This is a genomic window from Colwellia sp. BRX10-9, assembly GCF_014077405.1.
Lineage (GTDB): Bacteria > Pseudomonadota > Gammaproteobacteria > Enterobacterales > Alteromonadaceae > Colwellia_A.
The window spans coordinates 1-25,439 of record NZ_JACGVV010000008.1; the positions used below are offsets into that span (position 1 = coordinate 1).

Below are 25,439 nucleotides of genomic sequence, written 5' to 3' on the forward strand. Positions count from 1 at the left end.
GTCGTTGTTTTCTTCGTTGTTCTGTTCTTGGTTTTCTTGTTGCTGCTCTTGTTGTTTTTTTAACTCTTCAAGGTAAGCTTTATTAGCTTTTGCATCTTGATGCTGTGGCTCTTTTAGTAACGCTTGTTCATACGCTTTAATTGCTTCATCAATACGTTTTAATTGCGCTAGAGAATTACCTTGGTTATAAAGAGCTTCGGCAGTGTCTTGGCGTTGAAATGCTTTTAATGCTTGCTCGTAATTTCCTGAGCGATAATAAGAGCTCCCCTGCCAAGATGAATCTTCAAAACTAGTGGCTGCCTGCTCAAAAGCTTCACTGTTGAATTGTTGTTGTCCTTGTTGGTCTTTGGTTTGCCATAAATTTTTCCAAAAATCATCAGTCACCTGTTTGTCTGGGACTGATTCTTTTGTTAGCACTGCATTGGGTTTTGTAGTGCTTGGTAATGTTGTGCTTTGCGCGTAGCTTTTATCAACGGGTGACATTAATAATATTAATGGCAATATCGCTAATAAACGGCCTCGGCGAAAGTAGGGCAATAACAAGGCTAAGACTAAAAATAATAGATAGGGACCCGCTTCTTGCCATTGATCACCCGTATTTGAAGATTCTTTTTGTTGTTGATCTTCAATATCACTGGGTTGTCGAAGTAACGCTTCAATATCACTATTATTGTTAGCGAGTGTTGCATAATAACCACTGCCTCTTTTTGCTGCGCCTGTTAAGGCTGATATTGATAATTTAGGGACGATAATAGAACCACTCGTATCTTTCATCAGTTCACCATTATTAAGCTTTATTGGCGCTCCAGTTGTTGTGCCTATGCCTAAAATATTCAATCGATGATTATTGCTTCTACTCCAATCGGTGATGTCTTGAATGTCATAATTATCGATACCATCAGTAAACCAATATATATCACCTTTGCTATGACCAGCATTAACCAGCATATCGTGAGCGAGCGTTAGCGCAGCTAAAGGGTTACTACCAAGTTCTGGCATTAATTCAGGGGACAAAGATGGCAATAACAATTTAATATTATTAATGTCGGCTGTCAGAGGGCTAATCGTAAAAGCATCACCAGCATAGGCGATTAAGCCTATTTCACCTTCATTTAATTGTTCGAGTAAATCAATCGCTTTGTATCGCGATCTTGTTAATCGATTAGGCGCAATATCAGTAGCATACATAGAATACGACATGTCCATGATCAACACCGACCCGCGTGCTATTTGATAAACGGGTTGTGGCAGTTTTTTCCACGTAGGTCCGGCTAAAGCAACAATTGCTAATAAACCTATGATAAAAGGGAAAGTAAGCGACAACTTTTGCCGACTGTCTTGCTTATCAACCAAGACGCTTGCTAAATGTTTTGGAAGCAATTGTTGCCAGCCAGATTGGCTCAACCGGTATTTTTTGAGGAGTTTTAACGCAAAAAATAAGGCGATGATAGCTAATAACAACCAAGGACGAATAAAGTGAAAGTCAGCCATTTTAATTATTCGCTCCTTTTAATGTGATAGTGGGTAGGTTCAGCCAAATTAGATAAAAAAATGATAATAATAATGCTATAGATAATGGCCAATAAAATAATGCTGTAAGTGGACGCATTTGTTGTTGGTCTTGCTCTATCGGTTCTAGCGCATCGAGTAATTGATATATCTCACTCATATCTTTACTGTCACGGGCACGAAAATAATAACCACCCGTTTCGCTAGCCAATTGTTGCAATGACTCTTCATCTAATTCGCTAGATGGGTTAATGCGACGTTTGCCAAAAATTGAATCTTGAATCATTACATCAGCGCCAATGCCTACTGAATAAATGGTAATATTTTTTGCAACTGCGAGTTCTAATGCTTGTTCTGGGGTTATTTTACCCGCCGTATTTTGACCATCGGTTAACAGTAATAACACACGATTTGATTGTTTTTTTGCATCAAAGCGTTTTACTGCCAAGGCAATAGCATCTCCAATTGCGGTTTGTTTACCGACTAAACCTAATACGGCTTCATCAAGCATCTGCTGCACTGTTTTTCTATCAAAGGTCATTGGTGTTTGCATATAGGCATCATCACCAAAGAGAATAAGACCTAAACGATCACCGGTGCGACGTTCAATAAACTCACCTAATAATACTTTTAACATATCTAGGCGGTTAACGGTGCTGCCATTTATTTGCATGTCTTCAACTTGCATACTGCCAGACAGATCTACAGCTATCATCATTTCGCGCCCTTCGGTGGGTACATTTACTGCTTCGCCGAGCCATTGCGGCTGACTGGCAGATAGAACAATTAAGCTCCAAATCAGTAAAAATAAAATACGTGGAGACTTTTTAGTTTTAGCTGAAAAACGTTCACTAGAGGTATTTTGAATTAGTATTGGCATTTTTAATGCTGCCGCTTGGTTTTGATTCTTTGCTGGTAATAGATACATTAATAATGGTATCGGCAGCGCTAACAATACCCATGGTAGTAGTAGATTAATCATGACTGTTTCTCATGTTTTGTTACCGAATTTTGCTTTAGTAACTGCGGCGGAAGCGCTTGACTGAGCCAAAGATGAGCGGCTTCCTTCAACGTTTCATTTTCTGAATTTTCAGTAAGCTGATATTTATGACTAAATTGCTGTTCAGATAAGGTTAGAAATTTTTCTTGGTGCTTAATTGCTAACGTGTTCTTGAAAAAATCTTTTAATCGTTCGCCATGTAACGAGGCAATTTCATTTCGTGGAAAATACTGAAATGCAGCCCATTTTAATAAAGTGATTATTTCGTCATTATTATCGGTGCTTTGAAGTTTTGATAATGCTAATTTTTTAGCATGAGATAATTTTCGGCGTCTTTGCCATTTTACAACAACGAAAATAAGCGCTATTAATATGGACGCAAGTAATATCCACCAGCCATAAGCGAATGGGTAATTATGAACCTGCTCTGGTAAGTGAATATCTTTTAATTGAGCTAATTGCTCAGACGGTTGTTTTAACGCTTCCATGAGGCGACTCCGTCAGTTAATTGTTGCTCTAAAGTTTGACCTGATGAGAAGTGCAATACTCGGGCGCCTGCTTTAAGTAATAAATCTTTTTTCAATTGAACTCGTTCATTGGCTTGTTGATGATAATTCTTAGTCGCCTTTTCATCACCAATCAATAATTGCTGTCGCGAGTTTCCGTCGGTCACCGTAACGTTCATTTTATGTTTACTATCAGGTAAGTCGTGCTCAAGCGGATCACTTATCAAACAGACAACTAGTTCACAATGACGACTAATATGGGATAAGTGGCGGATAGTTTCTTGGCTAATATAATTACCATCGGTGATTAAATAAACCAAACTTCCAGGGCGAGCAAGTTGTCTTAGTCGTGCACAATTCTCTTCAAAAGCAGCATTAGCAGAATTATGCTGTTGTTCAATAGATAAATGTTCTTCGTGTTTTTGCTGTTCGATAGATAACGTATGTTGATGAGTTTCTACTAAACTGTATAAATAATGAAGCACGCCTTGTTTGCGACTGCGCGGTTTTAATTCACTATGTTTATGTTGATTAAAAACAATACCGCCGACTCTATCGCCTCGGCCTTTAGCATGCCAAGTCACTAATGCCGCTAAGTGTGCAGCTTGTACTGATTTAAATAAAAGCTGACTACCAAACAACATTGAATTACTGAGGTCGGTTACTACGAGTACTGGACGTTCAACTTCTTCACGAAAAATTTTAGTATGGGTTTTACCTGTTCGTGCTGTTACTCGCCAGTCGATGGCACGTATATCATCACCATTTTGATAATGACGTACTTCGTCAAATTCCATACCTCGCCCTTTACTACGAGATAAGTAATTACCTGACATTTGACCATGCTGACTTTTACGCGCAGCGAGATCAATGAGTTTAGTTTTGTTTTGGTATTGAATTAATTCATCGATTGATAATTCAATACCATTACTTAAAACACTACTAAGCAGATTTGCAACGTCTTGCTGGTTTTGTTCTTTTTTTTGATTAAGCCACATAAATTTACTTACAAGATTGATCGTTCATTATTTGATGTTGTTAAAGCGATTAATGCTATTTAAGCAACAGCGACTAAGCTTAGTAAGTGATCAAGAAGTTGATTACTGTTAATACCTTCAGCTTCAGCCTGGTAAGTCAGCAAAATGCGGTGACGTAATACATTATGGAATACGGCTTGTACATCTTCAGGGCTAACAAAATCACGGTTATGTAACCAAGCTCTAGCACGTGAACATCGGTCAAGTGCAATAGTTGCTCGGGGACTTGCGCCATAAGCGAGCCATTTTTTTAATTGGTCATCATATTTTTCTGGAGTACGCGTCGCCATAATTAAATCAACAATATAATTTTCAATGGCCGGTGCCATATGAATTTCCATCACTTGGTCGCGAGCAGCAAAAATATCACTTTGCGATATTTCTTTTACCGGTTTTTTACTTTCTTTGCCATGTTGAAGTGCTTCACCGCGGTTGAGCTTTAAAATAGCTAATTCACTTACAGCATCAGGATAATCAATTTCAATGTGCATTAAGAAGCGATCTAATTGTGCTTCAGGAAGAGGGTAAGTACCTTCTTGTTCAATAGGATTCTGTGTTGCCATCACTAAGAATAAGTCAGGAAGAGGATAAGTATTACGTCCAACCGTAATTTGTCCCTCTGCCATCGCCTCCAATAAAGCGGATTGTACTTTTGCTGGCGCGCGGTTGATTTCATCAGCGAGTACTAAATTTCTAAAAAGAGGACCCGGCTGAAAAACAAAAGTGCCATCTTCAGGGCGATAAATATCGGTGCCGGTTAAATCAGCAGGTAATAAATCGGGGGTAAATTGCACGCGGTGAAAATCAGCTTCAATACCTTCAGCTAATGCATTTACGGCACGAGTTTTTGCTAAGCCGGGAGGACCTTCTACAATTAGGTGACCATTGGCAAGCAATGCAATAAGTAAATTTTCAACAAGGGCGTGTTGACCTATAATTTGTTGAGATAAGTATTCTTTTAGGGATGAAAAATGTTCAATTGCCATGCTAACTACCACTTACTTGTTTTTATTGTTAAACCTGTGGGTATATATATAAGGTTCAGGTACCATAAAACAAGGATTTTTTACAATTTGACATGATTTTTAACAATTTATTTTCGAATGAATAGCTCACGTTTTAGCTGGGAGTTGTATTTATTTCATTTGAGGTTAGAATAAAGCAATCAACAAGTGGTCAGACCTCTTGGTTTGAAGACGATAAAATTAGATATTACGATAGAAGGGTAAAACATGACGAAAATGAATTTAACGACTCGAAACGGAGAACGCATCGCTGTAGTGGCTGGGTTGCGAACACCTTTTGCAAAACAAGCCACTGCTTTTCATGGTGTACCAGCAGTAGATTTAGGAAAAATTGTCGTTAATGAATTGCTAAAAAAGCATGATATTGACCCTACTATTATTGATCAATTAGTTTTTGGCCAAGTGGTACAAATGCCTGAAGCGCCAAACATTGCCCGCGAAATTGTTTTGGGTACTGGCATGAATGTAAATACCGACGCCTATAGTGTCTCAAGGGCTTGTGCAACAAGCTTCCAATCAACGGTTAATGTAACAGAAGCTATTATGGCAGGTTATGTTGATGTGGGTATTGCTGGTGGTGCTGATTCTTCATCAGTTGCGCCTATTGGTGTGTCAAAAAAGTTTGCACGTATCTTACTTGATTTAAGTAAAGCGAGAAGCTTGGGGCAAAAAATATCACTTATTCGTCAGTTGGGCCTAAAAGATATTATGCCTGTTCCACCAGCTGTTGCTGAATACTCTACGGGTATATCGATGGGGCAGACTGCAGAGCAGATGGCAAAAACCCATAATATCTCTCGTGAAGCTCAAGATGAATTAGCACATCGTTCGCATACTTTAGCCACAAAAAGTTGGCAAGAAGGTAAGTTAGCCGGTGAGGTGATGACCGCCTACAGTGAACCTTATAAAAGTTTTATTGAAAAAGATAACTGTATTCGTGAAAACTCAGAACTTGCCAGTTATAAAAAATTACGTCCTTGTTTTGATAGAAAACACGGCACAGTGACTGCAGCAACAAGTACACCATTAACAGATGGTGCCTCTGCCATTATTTTAATGCGTGAAGGGCGTGCAAAAGAATTAGGTTATAAACCGCTTGGTTATATCAAAAGTTATGCTTTTGCTGCCATCGATGTTTGGCAAGATATGCTTATGGGGCCAAGTTATGCGACGCCATTAGCACTTAAGCGTGCAGGTATGGAATTAAAAGATTTAGATTTAATTGAAATGCATGAAGCCTTTGCAGCACAAGCGCTTGCTAATATGAAAATGTTTGCCAGTACAAAATTTGCCCGTGAGCAATTAGGTCAAGATAAAGCGATTGGCGATATTGATATGGCTAAATTTAACGTGATGGGTGGTTCGTTAGCTTATGGTCATCCTTTTGCTGCAACAGGTACCCGTTTAATTGTACAAACCCTTAATGAGTTAAATCGTCGAGGTGGAGGTACCGGTTTAACTACCGCATGTGCCGCTGGTGGTTTAGGCGCTGCAATGATAGTGGAGACTGACTAATGACTGCACCTAATAACACTCAAGCAAACGATGAAGCGCTTAAACAAGAGAGTAACAATATGAGTACGTTTACATTAATTCGCCAAGACAATGGTATTGCTCATTTAGTGATGGACGTGATTGGCGAATCCATGAATACCTTGAAAGCTGAGTTTTCTGAAGAAATTGATACGGTATTAAAAGAAATACGTAATGACAATACGCTTAAAGGTGTTGTCTTAATCAGTGGCAAAAAAGATTCTTTTGTTGCTGGCGCAGATATTAATATGCTGGCGAGCTGTCAAAGTGCGAGTGAAGCAACGGCTCTTTCTCGCAATGGGCAAATGATTTTTGATCAAATTGAAAACCTCTCAATTCCTGTTGTTGCTGCTATTAATGGTGCTTGTCTAGGCGGCGGACTTGAACTTGCTATGGCGTGTCATGCTCGTATTTGTAGTGATAATGGCAAAACAGCCTTGGGATTACCTGAAGTACAGTTAGGCCTATTACCGGGGAGCGGTGGTACGCAGCGTTTACCAAAATTGGTTGGTATTCAAAAAGCATTAGATATGATGCTAACAGGTAAACAATTACGCGCGAAACAAGCCTTGAAGATGGGCTTGGTTGTTGATGTTGTGCCGAACAGCATTTTAATCTCTGCTGCTGAAAACTTAGTGCTAGCGGCACAAGGTAAAGCGAGTAAGATTAAAAAGAGTCAACGCAAAATCAGTGTGTTAGATAAGGCACTTGAAGGTAATGCGGTTGGCCGTAAAATAATTTTCAATCAGGCGACTAAATCTGTATTGGCTAAAACCAAAGGCAATTATCCTTCACCCCTCAAAATTATTGATAGTGTACGCAGTGGTATCGAAAAATCATCGGTCAGTGGTTACCAAACTGAAGCCGATCATTTTGGTGAACTTGTTATGTCACCAGAATCAGCTCAATTAAGACAAATCTTTTTTGCTACTACCGACATGAAAAAAGAGCAGGGCATCGAAGGTGTTAATGCTAAGCCGATTAGCCAAGTTGGTGTTTTAGGTGGCGGCTTAATGGGCGGTGGTATTGCTTTTGTTAGTGCAACTAAAGCGAATGTTGATGTACGTATTAAAGATATTGCGCCGCAAGGTATCAGCCATGCGATGAAATATGGTTATGACATACTCAACAAAAAAGTTAAACGTCGCTTTATGTTGAAAAGTGAAATGCAAAAGCAATTGGCTAAAATTACGGGTTGTGTTGATTATAGCGGTTTTAAAAACGTTGATATGGTTATAGAAGCTGTTTTTGAAGACTTGTCATTAAAGCAAAAAATGGTTGATGACATGGAAAGTATTTGTGCTGAAGACACTATTTTTGCGAGTAATACCTCAAGTTTACCTATCGGACAAATAGCCGCAAAAGCTTTGCGCCCTGAAAATGTCATTGGACTGCATTATTTTTCTCCGGTAGATAAAATGCCGTTAGCCGAAATTATTGCACATTCAAAAACCTCTGATCAAACTATTTCAACGACAGTTGCTTTTGCTAAAAAACAAGGCAAAACGCCGATAGTTGTTAAAGACAAAGCGGGTTTCTATGTTAATCGTATCTTAGCGCCTTACATGAATGAAGCCGCCTTATTATTACTTGAAGGCGAATCGATTGGTAAGTTAGATAAAGCACTGGTTAAGTTTGGCTTCCCTGTTGGACCCATACAATTACTAGATGAAGTCGGTATTGATATAGGTGCTAAAATTGGTCCTATTTTACAAGCTGAATTAGGCGATCGATTTGCTGCACCAGAAGCATTTAATAAACTTATTGCCGATAAACGTTTAGGTAAAAAAGTGCAGAAAGGTTTTTACCTCTATAAAGATAAAAACGGCAAAAAAGTCACCAAAAAACTTGTTGATGAATCTGTCTATCCATTATTAAATATCATCATTAAAGATCAAAAAACAAATGATGAACTTGTTCAGCGCTGTGTTTTTATGATGTTGAATGAGGCTGCTAGGTGTTTAGATGAAGGTATTATTCGTAATGCTAGAGACGGTGATATCGGCGCTATCTTCGGTATCGGATTCCCACCATTTTTAGGTGGACCATTCCATTATATCGATACGTTAGGTGCAGAGGTGATTGTTAATAAGTTGAACCTGTGGAGTAGTGAACTAGGCGAACGCTTCAAGCCTTGCCAGGCATTAATTACCATGGCTGAAACAGGTAATAAATATTATTAGTAACAGGCAATGTTATGCCACCTCGGTGGCAATTTAACGAAAAAGAGGCAATTTAATGCCTCTTTTTTTTATGCTTTTTACCCTTTAAAATAAGTTGAATAAATACTCTAAATTAGTTATATTTCGCCTATAAAGTTTTAGCCATTCTTTTAGTCAGTTTAGCGGTAAATATTATGTTGTTATTTTTAGCGGTTGTCAGTGTTGTTTGTTCGATGTTCTTTTACTGCCAGGCATTACGTAGTGGTTTAGGTTTGAAGCGCTGGGCATGTGCAGGATTAGTTTTTGGGCCTTTTATTTGGCCAATGTTCTGTATGAAGAAACGGATGAAAATGAATAAGATGTTTGGCTTTAATACACTAATTTTAAAAGCTTAGAAGTTTTTAAAATTAATTTTTCTTTATCACTCTAGATAAAATAAGACAGCTACATTCCTTGTAGCAAACAGTGTCTTTCTTCAAACTAACCATTGATAATAGTGGCTCAATGATTATTACTTCCACCACTTACTGGCTGGCATTTCTTTAATTTCAATGCTAGCAGCAATAGGGTTTGCTTTAGTTGTTACAAATAGAGCTTTAAATAAGTTGATCATCTTGGACTCCTAGACTTTTATAGAGCCACGTAAGCGACCGATTGTATCTACATCTAACTTTTGTTCATTTACTTTCACAGAGCCACGTAAGCGACCGATTGTATCTACATCTAACTTTTGTTCATTTACTTTCACAGATCCACGTAAACGACCGATTGTGTTTATATCTAACTTTTGATCATTTACTTTTATAGAGCCACGTAAGCGACCGATTGTATCTACATCTAACTTTTGTTCATTTACTTTTACAGAACCACGTAAACGACCAATTTCATCTATCATTAATGAATCAGACTTTATAACAGGTGCTGGCGAAGCAGACATTGCCAAAGATAAAATAAGTGAGCTAAGCATTAAAATTTCCTTAATTTTTTATTATTAATTTCATCTATGCTAAAGCACGTATTATGCCAGAAATCAAAAGCCTTGTTAAATAAGGCTTTCGTGGAGGTTTTTTAGAGGAATTTTCGTATGTCAAAAACTTGTCAGAGACTAAAGTAATTCGTTAGAATTATATAATGCTAAATGACATTAAAATGACGTTTTCCCAAAGTTGGTCGATGCTGTGGTGATTTGATAAGAAAGTAAGTACTTTTGAAAGTCTCCTTCCGGTAAAGGTTTACTGTATAAATAACCTTGCAGTTGCTCACAGCGTAATCCAGAAAGAAAACTTAGCTGTTGATTAGTTTCAACCCCTTCAGCGACTACTTGCATACCTAAGTTATGTGCAATAGTCACTATAGTGGCAACCATATTACGACCCTGCTCTGACTCTTCAATATCATCAACAAAAGCTTTATCTATTTTTAAGGTATTAAGCGGAAACTTCTTTAAATAAGCGAGTGATGAGTAGCCCGTGCCAAAATCATCTAACGATAAGTGAATACCCATAGCTCGAATTTGCAACATAATATCAATAGCTTTTTGGGGAGAGTCCATAACAGTACCTTCCGTTATTTCTAATTCAAGGTACTTAGCCGGTAATTGACTTTCTTTGAGAATGTCAGCAATCATGCCAACCAAATTAGGCTGGGTAAATTGCACCGCTGATAAATTGACCGCTACCCGACCACTAAATAGCCCGGCATCAACCCATTTTTTAGTTGCAAAACATGACTTTCTTAAAACCACTTCGCCAATGTCAATTATTTGGCCTGTTTCTTCCGAAATAGGGATAAAAGTTATTGGGCTAATGATGCCTTTTTTAGGGGTTTCGAAACGCACTAAGGCTTCCATACCGGCCACTTTACCGGTAGAAATTTCAATCTTAGGTTGATAGAAGACTGAGAAAGAATCTTCTTTTAAACCATGGCGTATTAAGCTTTCAACTTGTAAGCGCTTAACTGCTGCCTTATTCATCGAATCACTAAAGAACTGATACTTATTACCACCATTGTTTTTAGCATGATACATGGCTGTATCTGCGTTTTTCAGTAGCTCTTGCGGTGATATACCATCTTCAGGATAAAGTACAATACCTAAGCTACTAAAAAGAACTACTTCTTGATTTCTCAGTTTCAGCGGCTGGGCAATGGTCGTTAGCACATCTTTAGCAATACTGGTGATCGTATGAATATCGTTGGTGTTTTCAATAATAATACTAAATTCGTCACCACCTAAGCGATAAACCGTATCTTGCTTTCTGCCAACAGCTTGCATTCTTTTTGCGACCTGACATAGAAGTACGTCTCCTACTTCGTGTCCCATAGAGTCATTAATCTTTTTAAAATTATCTAAATCAAAAACCAGTAGAGCATGAGGGGCTTTTTTATTAACTAGCAGAGTTTGATTAGCTTGAAAATATGAACGATTAGGCAGGCCCGTTAAGGTATCGCTATTGGCCAATTTACGCAGTTCAGCTTCGGTTTCTTTGCGTTTAGTTATATCAGAAAACACACCAACAAAATGAGAAATACTTTTATTCTCATCAAGTATCACATCGATATTAAGGTCGGTTAAATACTCTTCGCCATTATCACGTTTACTTTCGATTTCATCGTGCCAACTGCCTTTGGTTATTAAGTGCTTTTTTACATCTTTGGTGAAAATTTTTGGATATTGGGCAAACTCTAAGGTTATACCAAGCATTTCTTTACGCGTTTTTTGGGTAATACGTTGGTAAGATTTATTGACATCAACAATATTAAAAGCACGATCGTATATAACAACCGCATCAGAAATATTCTCAATACACTTGGCAAATAATTTTAAACGTTCGTCAGCTTTTTTTATTCGGCTTATATCTTTTAAAGTACCTGTCATACGGGTTGGGGTGCCTTTTTCATCGCGTTCGACTATTTTTCCGCGATCAAGTACCCATATCCATTTATCATCTTTATTTTTAACACGATAGGTCGCTTCAAAATGGTCGGTATCGTTATCGAAATGGTCGTTTATTGCATCACGAACTCGCGCGATATCATGTTCGTTAATATTTGTTTTGTCTGAGCCGACGTTACGCTTACCATCTTGTGGAAACTCTAAAATACCCCAAATATTTGAGCGATATATCTTGCCAGTGATTATATTCCAATCCCACATTTCATCGCCACTTCCCCATAGAGAAAGTTTTAAACGTTCTTCACTTTTTTGAATCTGTAAGTGAAATAAGCGTTTATGTCGCATTTGCTGAATAACATAGCCAATCAATAAAAAGCAGAGTAGCGTATAAGCTATAATTGCAGTTTTAGAAAGCCACCAAGGTGCTAATATATGAATGTTTAAATTGCTCTTCTTATTTGGAACAGCACCTAATAAATCATACACTTCAACTTCAAATATATAATCACCGGCACTTAAGTTGGTGTAAGTAGCAAAATGCTTGTTTTTACCTGTGTGTATCCATTCTTTTTCTAGCCCTATTAAGCGATACCGGTAGGAAAGTTGATTAGGAAGTTTTGAATTTGGGGATGTAAATTCAATGCTAAAAGGAGATTGTTCATGCTTGAGGGTCAGCACTTCTAAATGATTAATGTCACTATTAATAGTAAACTCTTTATTTTTGTTACTTTTTTGAGCTGATTTTTTTACATTTATTTTTTTATTAGCAATGAGTAAATCTATAAATACTGGAGGATTTATTTGTTGCTCTATATTCATTATTTTTGATGGTGATATTTGGTGGAAACCATTAATACCGCCAAAATAAACTTTGTCATCTCCAGCCTTTAATGAGGAATTAAAAACAAATTCGTTATCAGATAAATGTAAATCCTGGCTAAAGTTATTTATTTTTTTTGTTTCAGGGGATATCACACTGATGGCTCCATCGCTAGATAACCAAGCATTTTCTTTTTCATCAATTTCAATTGAAGCTATGGAATTATTTAAAAGACCAGAACTTTCATTGAAGTATTCTGTCTCTTTTGTTTCTTTATTGTAAAGTAACAATCCTTGCTCGGAAGTCAGCCAAACCCATGCGTTGTATGATTTTATGTTCATAACATCAACCATAGCTAAGTAATCAATATTTAATAAATCATGATAAGTAATGCTGTTTTCAACAATGCCACTAGATGTTATTTTTAAACTGATCAATTGATTATTCGATGAAAAGGTCCATAAAGTATTATTACTATCAATATGTATTGATTTTATTTTATTAAGGTTATTATCTTTTATAATAAAGCGATTAAAATTTTGATTATCTAATTGATAATTTACTAATTGTCCATTTGTATCGACAAACCAAATACTATTATTGAGTAAATTAAGTGTATAGTTTGAGTCGTATAAAGATTCTTTTTGCCAGGGTTTTATTTCAGTTAGCGTATTTGTATCTTGATAAAAAACAAATAATTTATTTGATAGAGTAGTTAACCATAAGTTGTTGTTGTTATCAGCAATGAGTTGATAGATATTTTCATTTTTAAGGATGTCTTTTGTTATGACTTCTCCATAATTATTTATGTAATTCAGTCCTAACTCCTCAGAAGACAACCAAATTTTACCATCTGTTGTTTCGGAAAATGAACCTATGGGTGAGCTGTATGTGCCTGATAAATAATGAGAAAACTTTAAGCTGTCTTTTAAGAATAAATTGAGCCCTTTTCCATAAGTGCCTAACCATATGTTGCCAAATTTATCGCTATATATCGAGTTTATCCAATCTTCTGATAAACTTTTTATCTTTGAATCACTAGTATATGCATCAATTAAATTAGTTTTTAAATTTATAATATTTAAACCATCTGTTGTTCCAACCCATATGGTCGATTCATCGGCTTGAGTTATACTGCGTATAGTATTAGAAATAAGCTTATTTGTTAGATGACCCTGGTTGTACTGATTATTGAGGTTATAATTTTGATCTAATACATAAATACCTAATTCTGTAGCTAACCAATATTCACCATTAATTTCTTTTATATCGAATAGTGATTTAGCAGGAATTGTGATCTTCCATTTATTATTTTTTTCCTGCAGTGATGATGAATAATTAAGATCTTTGTTGGTTACATAAATGCCTTTATCGTAGCTACCAAACCAAAAATTATTATTAGAATCTTGAAATATGGTATATATTTGTTTTATTTCATTTTCAAGGCCATGTATTTTAATGCGTGTGAAATTATTATTAGCGGGATTATATTTTTGGATGCCACTGGTGGTTGATACCCAAATATTATCTGTTTTGTCTTGATAGATATCCCAAATCATATTATCTTTTAAGGAATCACTATTTCCTAATTGATGATAATAGTTTTCGAAGTTATCTAGCTCTGCATTAAATTTACCTAAGCCTTTTTTAGTACCAACCCAAAGAGTACCTTGATTATCAACAAAAACTTTACGAATAAAATTATTCGCAATTGAACTTTTATCTGCCGGGTTGTTTTTATAATGGACGAAGTTACTTCCATCATATCTATTGAGACCAACTTCGGTCGCTATCCAAATAAAACCATCATGGTCCTGGGTAATATCAAAAACGTTATTTTGACTTAATCCGTCTGCAGATAGTAAACGTTTAAACTTTAAGGCTGCTTGGTTTGATAAGGAAGTATTTGCCGAAATAAGACTTTCAGTGGTTGTTTCATCAGCAGTTGCGACATTAATGGTAAATGCCATTGTCAAAATCAATAAACAGAAAGCTTGGCAAAAGTTTTGTAATTTTACCGGATAAGTCTTTGGAAAAAAATTAAGCACAAATACAACCTTGGATAGAAGCTTCAATTAGGCTTATTTACACCACTCATAATATAAAATAGAAGAAAAATATTTATAATGAATTATTTGACCGTTTGAACGGTATAAATTAAGCAAGCAATTTTATTATTTTTGTTATTTATATTGCATCAAGCCACATTAAAAATCATGGCTAGAGCTAAGTCAACTTATTTACCCTTATATGAATAAGATACTCAGATAAGTTAATATCATTAGCCCTAATATTTTATCGGCAGGTTTAGTATTTTCTTTGACAATTTTTTAATTTTTTTTCAATACTTTCATTGTGCTGCAATGTTTTCTCATTATTTTCTACAATGTTTTCTTGGTAACTCGCTAAGGTTATCCTGTCGGTATTGTTGTTAAATAAAAGTTGTTGAGTAAAGAAGCGACTAATATCATCAATCGTCAATGATAAAATAACGTTGATCAATTGTTGTTTCTCATCGAAATTCGTTTCTTTATTACAAATAGCGGCCCAAAACCGTTGGCTCTTTATTCGCAAACTAGAGTCTTTTTCTTGTAATTGACTCGCCAAACCTTGTTGAATATGTTGCCAATCTTGCTCAGATAACAGTGTTAAATTGTCCTGTGCTCTATTAATAAACTCGTTTATTTCTTTTACTAAAACAATAGCGTCAACGTGCGGTGACTGTATATAGAAAGCGATACCAGGATAACGATTAATAGGAATGAAGCCAACTCCTACCAGATAACCAAATTGTTTTTCAGTGCGCATTTCTTGAAAAAATAGGGGTGACAATATTTGGCTGGCGATCATAGTTATCGCTATTGTTGTTAAATCTTTTCCTACGAACGGGTAATACACCACGGCAGCATGATCATGTTCTGATAAATGCAAAGGAAGGTGAATGTCACCTTGGTCTTCAATATCAAGAACAGGTACATTAACGGCATACTTATCTGAATAATGATGACTAAATGCTGCTTTTAATTGTTCACTAAATTTCAATGCATGTTCAGGTAACCAGTTGCCATGCATTAACGCCTCAATAGTTATCTCATCAAACAAGCGTTTTCTAAAGGCGACAAACTCTTCGAAAGAAGTATTTTCTAGCGCGTTAGCGAGTGAACTACTTGTTGGGTTTTTAGGTTGCATTGTTGAGCTAAGAATCGAAAATAATTGCGAAATAGATTTACTGGTTTGCGCGTTATGCCAGTGGTTAATTAATTGTTTTTTAAATAACTCAAACTTTTCTTCAATGAAATTCTCAGTGACTAGACTTATCAATAACTGTTCGAGTAACTTGTCTTGTTTAGTACTAACCCCTGATAGTTGTAGAGTAATACCACCTTGGTGCGAAAATAAATGGTAATGAATTCCAGCTAATTCAGCATCATAATGCTGTTCAATAACAGCATCGCTATACAAATCAACAAATAACCGTGTCATTGCAATATGTTTGCTGTCTTTTATCGTTAGGGGGGCATCAATACCTATGTAAATATAGCCCTTGGGGACAATAAAAGTACTGTCTTGTTTAAACCATACAGATAAACCATCAATTTTTTCAATTAATTTGGGGGTTTTATTACCCTGCTTAGCAACAGGTTGACACGGATATATTTTGGGCTCTTCGACAATATAAGGATTACTTAGCGGCAAAGAAAAATTAGCGGTTAATGCTTCATTTTCCCAAGTGTTAATTTGCAGTTGAGTTATTTTTTCAATACTGAAAGGAACTTGGTACCAAAAACTATTTTTATCAAATTCATTTTGCGCACTAATATGAATAATGCGCATATTGCTTGCTGATAAATAGCCCAACAAGACATTGATTTCTTGTTGTTGCATACCATCCATTATGTAGTCACCGTAAATATAATCTTCGGATCCGTAATGCTGCATGTTAATAACTAACTGACAAACAGAATCTAATGGTTTTAGTTTTTCTTGGTGCTTGAACGCTAAATTAGCGATTGCCTGCTTTTCTTGATAATAAAACTCATCAACAGGTTTGCTCTTCATTAAATTTAGATAAGAAAAAATACTGCTAATGATTTCGTTAATATGTTGCTCACCTAATTCAGTAAGTGAAATACTTAAATTGAAATCTTTAAAGTTTGAACCATTTACTCCTGAACCAGCGGTTAAGCTAAGTGCCCAACGCTGTTTTTTAAGATAAGACAATATACTGCCTTTACCCTCATGACCCAGTAAATAGGTCAAAATAGATTCTGGTTTGTTACGGTAGTAGGGATCAATGCTAGGCATTGCAAAACTAACAATAAGTTGCCTGTCATTCTTTACCGGTTTTACATTAATTTTTATTTGTTGGTGTTCAGGTAAATAAAGCGGTATATCTATTGTTTTGGGGGTTGAGGTTGCGGCTCTTATATCGGTAAATTTATTCTTTGCTAATTGTGATAACTCATCAAGTGACTGTGGGCCCTCTAATACAAGTGTCATTATGTTGGCACGATAATGCTGTTGAAAAAAATCACGTATTTCGGTTGTCAGATCGCTTTCTTTTCTGTCGGCTAGAGTATCAATTGAACCAACCGAGAATTTTGAAAAAGGATGGGCTTGATTAATAGTCTCTTTGTGAACATCGTATAGACGACGAATATCGTCTTTAAGTTTAAGTTTAAATTCAGCATCAACATTCTGGCGTTCTTTTTCAACAAACTCTTGTGAGAGTAACGGACTGATAAAGAATTGGCTAAAACGATCTAAAGCAAAAGTAAAATGTTGATGTTGGATATCAAAGAAAAAACAGGTGTGCTCAGTTGCTGTCCATGCATTATTACTGCCGCCATGTTGACTAATATATTTTTGATATTCACTGCCGTCTGGATAAGACTTAGTGCCTAAAAATAGCATGTGTTCTAGAAAATGGGCTAAACCTTCACGGTTGCTGGGGTCACTAAAGTGGCCAATATTTACTGCCAATGCTGCGGCTGATTTATTGGTTTGTTCGTTGTGAACTAATAGAACACGCAAGCCATTAGCTAATGTTAAGGTTTTATATTGCTTGTTGTCATTTGGGCTTTGTTTCAATATCGGCTCCGGCAAACACTGCAGCAACCTCATTTGTGACGAACACTGGAAAGGTAAGCGTTTGTTTCTAAGATTATTTTAATTATCTAGTTAAATTACCTGAAGCACCAACTAGAGTCTATTGTATTCTTAATTTATCTATTAATTATCTATACTATAGACTGAAATAAGCGCTAAAATGCCATCGATTTGAAAAAATGATGTTATTTGGAAAATTTATGCGAATATTTGTAATGCGACATGGTCAAGCTCAAGCAATGGCTCCTTCTGATAAAGGTCGTGAATTAACTGCCGTTGGTCAACGTGAAGCTGAAGTGATGGCAAAGAAATTGGTCCATCAAAAAGAGCATTTTGATGCTATTTTTGTTAGCCCTTATGTTCGCGCTCAACAAACCGCAAAAATTGTAAAAAACATCTTAGCAACAACAACAACTCTAACCACGCTTGAATTTATAACGCCAGAAGACTCAGCTCAACAGATGCATAATTATATTGATGTCACTTTCATCGATAATGCCCAGGCAAATGTACTTATTGTTTCACATATGCCTTTGGTCTGTTATTTAGTGGAAGAGTTTACCTGTGGTCAACATGCGCCGTTATTTGAAACTGCCTCTATTGCGGTTATTGATTATGATATAAGTACCGCGAAAGGGCGGTTAGTTTCGCATACGACACCCAACAGTCTTTAGCGCTCTGGTTAGATAATATCAGCGAAGCGATCATTAAGTTCAACTAAAACCAATAATGCGCCATTACCACCCCACTCAAGTGGTGCTTGATGAAAAGCCATTACGTCAGGGTGCTGTACTAGCCAATGTGGGACTTTATTCTTTAGTACCTGTGAACCTAAGCCATGTACAATACAGACACACTTCGCATGTTCTTTTTTACAAGCAAACATTAGCGCGGCAATTTCTAACTTGGCTGTTTTCTGATCTAAACCATGTAAATCTAAAATTAAATCGGGTGCGTACTGACCGCGTCTTAAATTTTTAACCTCAAAGCTGTCAACATCTTCACGCACATATTTCATCGGCCCTTGCTGATTCAGATTTGGTTCAAACTCATCAGAAAAGTAGAACTCAGCATGTTGTTTTTTCTTCGCATCTGCTTTGTTTTTTCCAAGATGTAAAGATTGATTTTGGCTTTGCTTTTTTATAGGCGCAATTTTATCTTGCACAATTGGCTTTACTTTACCAATAGCCTGCATAAATAAATCTTTCTCATCGGGTGTCAATGCGTCTTTAAATTTCATCTTGGAAACTACATTCTTACTTTAAGAGGGAAAACAATTCAAATTCTAAAAACATCTGTGGGCAATAACAAGCAAAAGGTTATAATACCCAGTAAATTAACTCAATGATCAATGTTAATGCTCTAAATATCCAAAAACAGCGTTGCTTTTAATCCCAATAGCCAGCTATTAGTCAATCAATCGTCTTGTTCTTGAAAATTTATCTTCATTTAAATTTGCACCATGAATTAATTTAATTGTTATAGTACCCCTTATAAAACTTGTTAAATAAAGAGAGTAAATGTGAACGAAGTTGATTTTTCACCGATTAAGGATGAACTGTTTACCATAGGTGATTATCTACGGTTTGCCACCAGTGAATTTAATCAAGCCGAGCTTTTTTTTGGTCACGGTACTAATAATGCGTGGCATGAAGCTATAACTTTAGTGATGTTCGCTTTAAACTTGCCAGTAGAGTTAAATGAACAAGTGTTTAATTGTCGTTTAACATCAACTGAAAAATCAGCGGTACTGGCCTTAATTGAACGACGTATCGTCGAACAACTGCCGGCTGCATATTTAACCAATCATGCCCAGTTTGTTGGCTTACCCTTTTATGTTGATGAGCGGGTTTTAGTACCACGCTCCCCTATTGGTGAATTAATAGAGCAACACTTTTCGCCAAATTTTTCACCAGAAAATCCACCTAAACGTATTCTTGATTTATGTACGGGAAGCGGCTGTATTGCCATTGCTTGTGCGGTAGCATTCCCTGAATCCGAGGTTGATGCGCTCGACTTATCAATTGATGCGTTAAATGTTGCACAAATTAATATTGAAAATCATGGTTTAACAGAACAAGTTATTCCAATTCAATCTGACGTTTTTTCTGGGGTTGAGGGGCTAAGTTATGATTTAATCGTAACCAATCCACCTTATGTTGATCAAGAAGACGTTGACGCATTACCGCAAGAATACTTGCATGAACCTGAAATGGGCTTAGGTTCGGGTGTCGATGGCTTAGATATTGTTCGTGAAATTCTTGCTCAAGCGGCGAGTCATTTAAATGAGAACGGTGTGTTAATTTGTGAAGTAGGTAACTCTCAAATTCATGTTGAGCATGTTTATCCACAGGTGCCTTTTACGTGGTTAACCTTTAAAAATGGTGGGCATGGTGTGTTTATGTTGACTAAAGAACAGTTAACAAGCCATCAGAACAGTTTTACGCAAGCATTTGAACAAAAGTAATTTAGCTTATTTACCGTAATCGTGTATTCAAATAATAGAGAGAAGATATATTCATGTCAGGCAATACCTTTGGAAAATTATTTACCGTAACATCATTTGGTGAAAGCCATGGTTTAGGCTTAGGTGCAATTATTGATGGTTGTCCGCCAGGACTCGCCTTATCAGAAGCTGACTTACAAGATGATCTTGACCGTCGTCGTCCTGGCACTTCTCGTTATACTACGGCACGTCGTGAAGCCGATCAGGTTAAAATAATGTCGGGTGTTTTTGAAGGCAAAACCACAGGAACGCCTATTGGGCTGTTAATTGAAAATACCGATCAACGTTCAAAAGATTATGGAAATATCGCACAAAGCTTTCGTCCAGGTCATGCCGATTATACCTATTGGCAAAAATATGGTATTCGTGACTATCGTGGCGGCGGAAGATCGTCAGCACGTGAAACCGCTATGCGAGTTGCCGCAGGCGCCGTAGCTAAAAAGTACTTAAAAGAAAAATTTAACGTTGAAATTCAAGGGTGTGTTACCCAAATAGGTGATGTTTGCGCAACTAATATTGATTGGGATATTGTAGAAAATAATCCATTTTTCTTTCCTGACGAAACTAAACTTGAAGCCTTAGACGAATTATTGCGTGGTATTATTCGTGAAAAGGATTCTATTGGCGCTAAAATTATGGTGCGAGCCACTAACGTTCCTGTTGGTTTAGGTGAACCTATCTTTGATCGAATGGACGCAGATATCGCTCATGCGCTTATGGGCATAAATGCTGTTAAAGGTGTTGAGATTGGTGATGGTTTTGCTGTCGTCAATCAAAGAGGCTCTGAGCACCGCGATGAGTTAACGCCTGAGGGTTTTGCAAGTAACCACAGTGGAGGCATTTTAGGCGGAATTTCATCAGGACAAAGTATTGTTGCAAATATTGCGATGAAACCAACTTCAAGTATTGGTGTTAGTGGTAAAACCATTGATTTAGATGGTAAAGCGACTGACTTAGTGACTAAAGGTCGCCACGACCCTTGTGTGGGTATTCGTGCGGTTCCTATTGCTGAAGCTATGTTAGCACTAACCTTGATGGATCATTTTTTACGTCATCGTGGACAAAATGCTGATGTCGTTTGTGTAACACCTGATATAGAAGCCTAAGTCGTCTTTATTATTAAATACCAAAAGTGATGACATCAGTTAAGTTCGTCAGACTGTCTTCGAGTTACTTTTGGTATTTTGCTATCTTAGGCTTGATCATTCCTTTTCTACCTGTTTTTCTTGATGCCAAAAGCTTCAGCTCAATTGAAATAGGTGAAATTTTGGCTATTATTACAGCCACTAAAATCATCGGTCCAACCTTTTGGGCTTTTGCCGCCGATAAATCAGGTAAACAATTAACCATTATTCGCAGCGGTGCCTTGTTGGCATTATTGAGTTTTTCATTACTTTTTTGGCTAAATGGTTATTGGCCTGTTGTTTTTTGTTTAGCGATTTTTAGCTTGTTCTGGACCGCTGTTTTACCTCAGCTTGAGGTGCTTACTCTTAATTCCATTAGACGTAGTGCTAAAATTTATGCGCGTATACGCTTATGGGGCAGTGTCGGTTTTATTTTCTTGGCTGTGATAGCCGGGGATTTAATTGAACGATATTCCGCAGATGCTTTTACTTATTTAGGTGTCATTGTGCTGGCGGGACTATTTCTTTCAAGCATGAAACTCCACCCTGCAAAAAAGACTAAAAATCCTGTGCAGCAAATCGAAAAAATCAGAGATAAAATATTCAGTCGCTCATTTATATTCTTTTTTCTTGCTGGCCTGATGTTACAAATGAGTTTTGGTCCTTATTATGGTTTTTTTGCGCTTTACCTCCGAGAGCTGGCTTATCCGGGATTTGCGGTTGGTATCTTCATTACCATCTCGGTATTGGCTGAAATTCTTATTTTTATCTATGCGAGTATATTCTTTCGATACTTCCGACTAAAAACCTTGCTGGCCATCAGTATATTACTCACCTCGTTACGTTGGTTTATGACGGGTAGTTTTGCCGATGTCATTTGGGTACTTGTTTTAGTACAGTGCATACATGCGCTGAGTTTTGGTTTGTACCATAGTGTTTCTATCCAATTTATCCATCAACATTTTAATCACGACCAACAAAATCGTGGCCAAGCTATTTATATCGGTGGTGTTTATGGTCTAGGTGGCGCGATTGGCGCTTATATTGCTGGTATCCTTTGGCAAGGAGGGCAAGGCAGTGAACTTGCCTATAACCTAGCGGCATCTGCAGCATTTATTGGCTTTGTGTTAGTGTTATTCATGCAAGATAGGCAACAAGTTAATGTCAGTGGCTAATACTTATCCGCGTTCTCATCCTTTTATACTCAATATATTTTTCAGCCTAGTGGTTAATCACTAGGCTGACATTCATCTTTCTAATTAATTAGCATTTATAAGAATAGGTTCTCCTAAACCTAATGCTTTTAGACGTGGTAGTTGCGATTTTGCATCACCTACCACTAAGTAAATCATTTGTTGATGGTGTAAATGTTGATTGGCTAAAGACTTGACGTTAGCCAAAGTTAAGCTTTCAACTGATTTTGCTCGTGCTAATACATAGTTTATCGGCAAGTTGTACTGGCTAATATTTTCTAACATGGTCAGTTTAGCGCTATATGTTTCGAATTTTCTCGCATTACTCTTTAAATAATAGCTTTGAGTAGTTGCTAAATCTTGGTCAGTAAAATCAGTTTGATAATTTTCTACCAGCGATTTTATTAATGCTGTAGCCTCTAATGTGACATTGGTGCGCACACCACTGCTAATGATAAACTCGCCACTTGATTTACTGCCGCTAAAACTTGAACGCACGCCGTAGGTATAACCTTTTCCTTCACGTAATTCTTGGGTGAGTTTTGAAGCGAAACTACCGCCGCCTAGAATATAATTCATCACTTGAGCACTATAGAAATCTTTATGCATAGCATTTAAGGCTGGGAAGCCAATTCTCAACTGCGATTGCTTAGCATCGGGCACATCATAAAAATATAGGGTTGATGATGTGGGTAGCGCTGCTGGTAACATCTTAGGCAAAACAGCTTTAGTATTAAGCCAATTATTTTCTAATTTTTTAAAAGCCGTTAATACGCTTGTTTCATCGATATCGCCAACAATATGAATATCCGTTAAATTTGGCGACAGTTTTGTTTGATAAAATATTTTTAAATCAGCTAAAGTGATTTCCTCAACAGACAATAATGTCCCTAATAAGTTATTCGATAAAATATGAGTTTTACCATAAAGTAATTTATTCATTTGGTTATTAGCCAATTGGTTGGGGTTGGTTTGCTGTTGTATTATTTGACTAATAATATCTTGCTTGGTGAGAGTAAACTCTTTTTCATCCCAACGAGGTGCTAAGAGCATCTCTGTGATCAAGTCGACAGTTACTTGATAGTTTCTTGCTAAAGTACTGGCTGATAGCTTTATTGATTCTTGAGTTGCATAAATACTAATGGTAGCGCCAAGTTTATTAATCGCTTCTTCTAGTTGTTGAGGGCTTTTATACTTGGTCCCTTTATTCATCATTTCAGCGACTAAGTTGGCGACACCGACTTTTTGTATATCATCAAATAATAAGCCACCAGCAACCGTTATCTCAAGCTGTACTAAAGGGACTTCGCTATTTTTTATCCCGTAAAAATGTAGCCCATTGCTTAACTGACTTTGCCAAACGGTAGGTACCGATAGCGTTGGGGCTTCACCATATTTAGGTTCACTCGCTCGATCGAAACTTGAAGGGGTATTTACATAACGTGATTGCTGGCCAGCATCAAAACTTTGCTCTGCGTTAGCGACAATTTTTTCTTCAATAATTTGTGCTTTTATAGAGTTTTCTAATGCTAAGTCTTTTTGGCCTTTCGGTACAAAACTGGTGGCAACAAAACTTTTGTCTTTAATATATTGATGATAAACACGTAAAACATCTGCTTTGTTGACGGCTAAAATATTTTTAGCTTCTTGGTTAATAAAACCAGGATCCTGAGTGAAAATATTATATTGTGCTAATTTAAAGCCCTTACCTAATACACTTGAAAGCCCACGATAGAAGGCTGTTTCTTGACCTGCCTTAATCGTAGCAAGATCTTCATCACTAAAACCTTTTTTTTCAAACTCGCTAAGTGCTTGACTAATTGCTTGGTCAATCTGGTTTAAGTCAGTGTTCTCAAAGCCTCGTACCTTTACCATTAATTGGCCTGCCAACTCTGATTGGTAGTGATACATGGTTACTCGAGAGGTTAAGGTTAATTCATCAATTAGCTTTTTATTGAGTAAGGCTTTCTTACCATCACTGAGCAATTCAACTAAAACATTTAATGCGTAACTGTCTGAGTGATATTGTGGGACTGTCGGCCAAGTTAGGCTGAGTTCGGGTAACTTAGCAAAATTATCTTCATGATAAATTTTCTTGGTTGTTGTTAGATTTGCAGCTTGCTTGGCGAGGGGCGTTATTTCATTACCCGCCTTAATCTCATCAAAATACTTATGTACCCAAGCTTTTGCTTGTGCTTCATCAAAGTCACCGGCAATAACCAAGGTAACATTATTGGGTACATACCAGCTTTTAAAGAAATCTTTAACATCTTGAAGTGTTGAGTTTTGTAAATCAGATAATGAACCAATCACTTGCCAGTTGTAAGGGTGACTCTCTGGATAAAGATTTTTATCAATAACATACTGTGTATGACCATAAGGGCGGTTGTCATAACTTTGTCTTTTTTCATTTTTAACCACTTGTTTTTCTTTGGCGAGTACTTCTTCGGTCACCGTATTGATAAAAAAACCTAATTTGTCAGCTTCAGCCCAGATCATTTTTTCTAAAGCGTCATTGGGGACAGTTTGATAATAATTTGTTCTATCGCGGCTAGTCGAGCCGTTTGCACCTGAGCCGCCAATACGGGCACTCATTTTGTCTAATCCACCTTTACCCAGGTTTTCAGACTCGAGAAAGAGCAAATGTTCAAATAAATGAGCAAAGCCTGTTCGTCCTTGTGTTTCACGAGCAGATCCAACATGTGCCGTTAATGCAACAGCAACAACTGGGTCTGAACGGTCTATATGAAATACAACTTCTAAACCGTTAGCTAAGACGAACTTGCTATATTCAATATTTATAGTGCTATCAACCACATTAGTCTGATCTGATTGTTGGCTTATTGTTACTGAGTTAATTGATTTTTCTGCTGTATTACAGCCAGTGTTCGCAAGAACGGTTAATAATGAAAAGCTTAGCGCTGCCCACTTCATGAGTGAAACCTTATTTTAATGATTAATAATATTGCTGATATTGTGCCTTTTATTTATCCAAACACCAATAAAAGTAACGATATAAAGT

Annotated in this window: 17 protein-coding genes; 7 read left to right on the forward strand and 10 right to left on the reverse strand. The window is 36.9% G+C overall.

The annotated features are described in order from the left end of the window. From H4J69_RS06715 to H4J69_RS06735, 5 genes are all read right to left on the reverse strand, one after another. Positions 1–1,491 (reverse strand): VWA domain-containing protein (locus tag H4J69_RS06715; RefSeq protein WP_182251929.1); only part of this gene is annotated, 1,491 nt, incomplete at its 3' end. Position 1,492: 1 nt separating this feature from the next. Further along, entirely contained in the window at positions 1,493–2,491 is a 999-nt protein-coding gene (locus H4J69_RS06720; RefSeq protein WP_182215057.1) for a VWA domain-containing protein, read from the reverse strand. Further along, on the reverse strand, positions 2,488–2,997 hold the full coding sequence (locus H4J69_RS06725; protein ID WP_182215055.1) for a DUF4381 domain-containing protein: 510 nt from the start codon (positions 2,995–2,997) through the stop codon (positions 2,488–2,490). Before H4J69_RS06725 ends, H4J69_RS06720 begins: the two co-directional genes overlap by 4 nt. Continuing rightward, on the reverse strand, positions 2,985–4,013 hold the full coding sequence (locus H4J69_RS06730; protein WP_182215054.1) for a DUF58 domain-containing protein: 1,029 nt from the start codon (positions 4,011–4,013) through the stop codon (positions 2,985–2,987). Before H4J69_RS06730 ends, H4J69_RS06725 begins: the two co-directional genes overlap by 13 nt. A 59-nt stretch (positions 4,014–4,072) precedes the next feature. After that, positions 4,073–5,038: a MoxR family ATPase gene (locus H4J69_RS06735; RefSeq protein ID WP_070376075.1), complete on the reverse strand. Its 966-nt coding sequence runs from the start codon at positions 5,036–5,038 to the stop codon at positions 4,073–4,075. 246 nt (positions 5,039–5,284) lie between these two features. Between H4J69_RS06735 and fadI the strand changes: the two genes are divergently transcribed. From fadI to H4J69_RS06750, 3 genes are all read left to right on the forward strand, one after another. Then, a complete protein-coding gene (gene fadI / locus H4J69_RS06740; protein WP_070376076.1) occupies positions 5,285–6,592 on the forward strand; it encodes an acetyl-CoA C-acyltransferase FadI in 1,308 nt (435 codons plus the stop codon). 59 nt (positions 6,593–6,651) lie between these two features. Then, on the forward strand, positions 6,652–8,793 hold the full coding sequence (gene fadJ, locus H4J69_RS06745; RefSeq protein ID WP_259367727.1) for a fatty acid oxidation complex subunit alpha FadJ: 2,142 nt from the start codon (positions 6,652–6,654) through the stop codon (positions 8,791–8,793). Positions 8,794–8,966: 173 nt separating this feature from the next. Next, positions 8,967–9,167 (forward strand): hypothetical protein, encoded by a 201-nt coding sequence (locus tag H4J69_RS06750; protein ID WP_182215051.1) that lies wholly within the window; start codon positions 8,967–8,969, stop codon positions 9,165–9,167. Between the two features lie 227 nt (positions 9,168–9,394). Here the strand turns inward: H4J69_RS06750 and H4J69_RS06755 are convergent, their stop codons facing one another. The 3 genes from H4J69_RS06755 to H4J69_RS06765 all read right to left on the reverse strand — a co-directional run bounded on the left by H4J69_RS06755 (position 9,395) and on the right by H4J69_RS06765 (position 17,576). Next, positions 9,395–9,739 (reverse strand): polymer-forming cytoskeletal protein, encoded by a 345-nt coding sequence (locus H4J69_RS06755; RefSeq protein WP_182244692.1) that lies wholly within the window; start codon positions 9,737–9,739, stop codon positions 9,395–9,397. Between the two features lie 177 nt (positions 9,740–9,916). After that, positions 9,917–14,533 carry an EAL domain-containing protein gene (locus H4J69_RS06760; RefSeq protein ID WP_182244694.1) on the reverse strand — a complete coding sequence of 1,539 codons (4,617 nt, stop codon included), beginning with the start codon at positions 14,531–14,533 and terminating at the stop codon, positions 9,917–9,919. A 259-nt stretch (positions 14,534–14,792) separates the two neighbouring features. After that, positions 14,793–17,576 (reverse strand): insulinase family protein, encoded by a 2,784-nt coding sequence (locus H4J69_RS06765; protein WP_182244696.1) that lies wholly within the window; start codon positions 17,574–17,576, stop codon positions 14,793–14,795. Positions 17,577–17,794: 218 nt separating this feature from the next. Here H4J69_RS06765 and sixA point away from each other — a divergent pair, with 218 nt between their 5' ends. Then, on the forward strand, positions 17,795–18,268 hold the full coding sequence (gene sixA, locus H4J69_RS06770; protein WP_182242952.1) for a phosphohistidine phosphatase SixA: 474 nt from the start codon (positions 17,795–17,797) through the stop codon (positions 18,266–18,268). An 8-nt stretch (positions 18,269–18,276) separates the two neighbouring features. Here the strand turns inward: sixA and smrB are convergent, their stop codons facing one another. Beyond that, entirely contained in the window at positions 18,277–18,834 is a 558-nt protein-coding gene (gene smrB / locus H4J69_RS06775) for an endonuclease SmrB (RefSeq protein WP_182244698.1), read from the reverse strand. Between the two features lie 282 nt (positions 18,835–19,116). On the opposite strand from smrB, the gene prmB reads away from it, so the two are divergent. The 3 genes from prmB to H4J69_RS06790 are packed head-to-tail and all read left to right on the forward strand — an operon-like array spanning position 19,117 to position 22,399. Then, positions 19,117–20,061, forward strand: coding sequence for a 50S ribosomal protein L3 N(5)-glutamine methyltransferase (gene prmB, locus H4J69_RS06780; RefSeq protein WP_070376081.1), 945 nt, complete (start codon positions 19,117–19,119; stop codon positions 20,059–20,061). Between the two features lie 53 nt (positions 20,062–20,114). Further along, entirely contained in the window at positions 20,115–21,206 is a 1,092-nt protein-coding gene (gene aroC / locus H4J69_RS06785; RefSeq protein ID WP_070376082.1) for a chorismate synthase, read from the forward strand. A gap of 29 nt (positions 21,207–21,235) precedes the next feature. Next, positions 21,236–22,399, forward strand: coding sequence for an MFS transporter (locus H4J69_RS06790; RefSeq protein WP_182244699.1), 1,164 nt, complete (start codon positions 21,236–21,238; stop codon positions 22,397–22,399). An 84-nt stretch (positions 22,400–22,483) separates the two neighbouring features. Here H4J69_RS06790 and H4J69_RS06795 read toward each other — a convergent pair whose 3' ends face one another. Beyond that, positions 22,484–25,351 (reverse strand): pitrilysin family protein, encoded by a 2,868-nt coding sequence (locus H4J69_RS06795; protein WP_182244701.1) that lies wholly within the window; start codon positions 25,349–25,351, stop codon positions 22,484–22,486. Between the last annotated feature and the right edge of the window lie 88 nt (positions 25,352–25,439).

Coding starts and splice junctions, on each gene's coding strand:
- fadI (WP_070376076.1), top strand. CDS start 5,285: ATGACGAAAATGAATTTAACGACTCGAAACGGAGAACGCATCGCTGTA.
- H4J69_RS06730 (WP_182215054.1), bottom strand. CDS start 4,013: ATGTGGCTTAATCAAAAAAAAGAACAAAACCAGCAAGACGTTGCAAAT.
- H4J69_RS06795 (WP_182244701.1), bottom strand. CDS start 25,351: ATGAAGTGGGCAGCGCTAAGCTTTTCATTATTAACCGTTCTTGCGAAC.
- fadJ (WP_259367727.1), top strand. CDS start 6,652: ATGAGTACGTTTACATTAATTCGCCAAGACAATGGTATTGCTCATTTA.
- H4J69_RS06720 (WP_182215057.1), bottom strand. CDS start 2,491: ATGATTAATCTACTACTACCATGGGTATTGTTAGCGCTGCCGATACCA.
- H4J69_RS06725 (WP_182215055.1), bottom strand. CDS start 2,997: ATGGAAGCGTTAAAACAACCGTCTGAGCAATTAGCTCAATTAAAAGAT.
- H4J69_RS06735 (WP_070376075.1), bottom strand. CDS start 5,038: ATGGCAATTGAACATTTTTCATCCCTAAAAGAATACTTATCTCAACAA.
- H4J69_RS06790 (WP_182244699.1), top strand. CDS start 21,236: ATGACATCAGTTAAGTTCGTCAGACTGTCTTCGAGTTACTTTTGGTAT.
- H4J69_RS06750 (WP_182215051.1), top strand. CDS start 8,967: ATGTTGTTATTTTTAGCGGTTGTCAGTGTTGTTTGTTCGATGTTCTTT.
- H4J69_RS06755 (WP_182244692.1), bottom strand. CDS start 9,739: ATGCTTAGCTCACTTATTTTATCTTTGGCAATGTCTGCTTCGCCAGCA.
- sixA (WP_182242952.1), top strand. CDS start 17,795: ATGCGAATATTTGTAATGCGACATGGTCAAGCTCAAGCAATGGCTCCT.
- smrB (WP_182244698.1), bottom strand. CDS start 18,834: ATGAAATTTAAAGACGCATTGACACCCGATGAGAAAGATTTATTTATG.
- aroC (WP_070376082.1), top strand. CDS start 20,115: ATGTCAGGCAATACCTTTGGAAAATTATTTACCGTAACATCATTTGGT.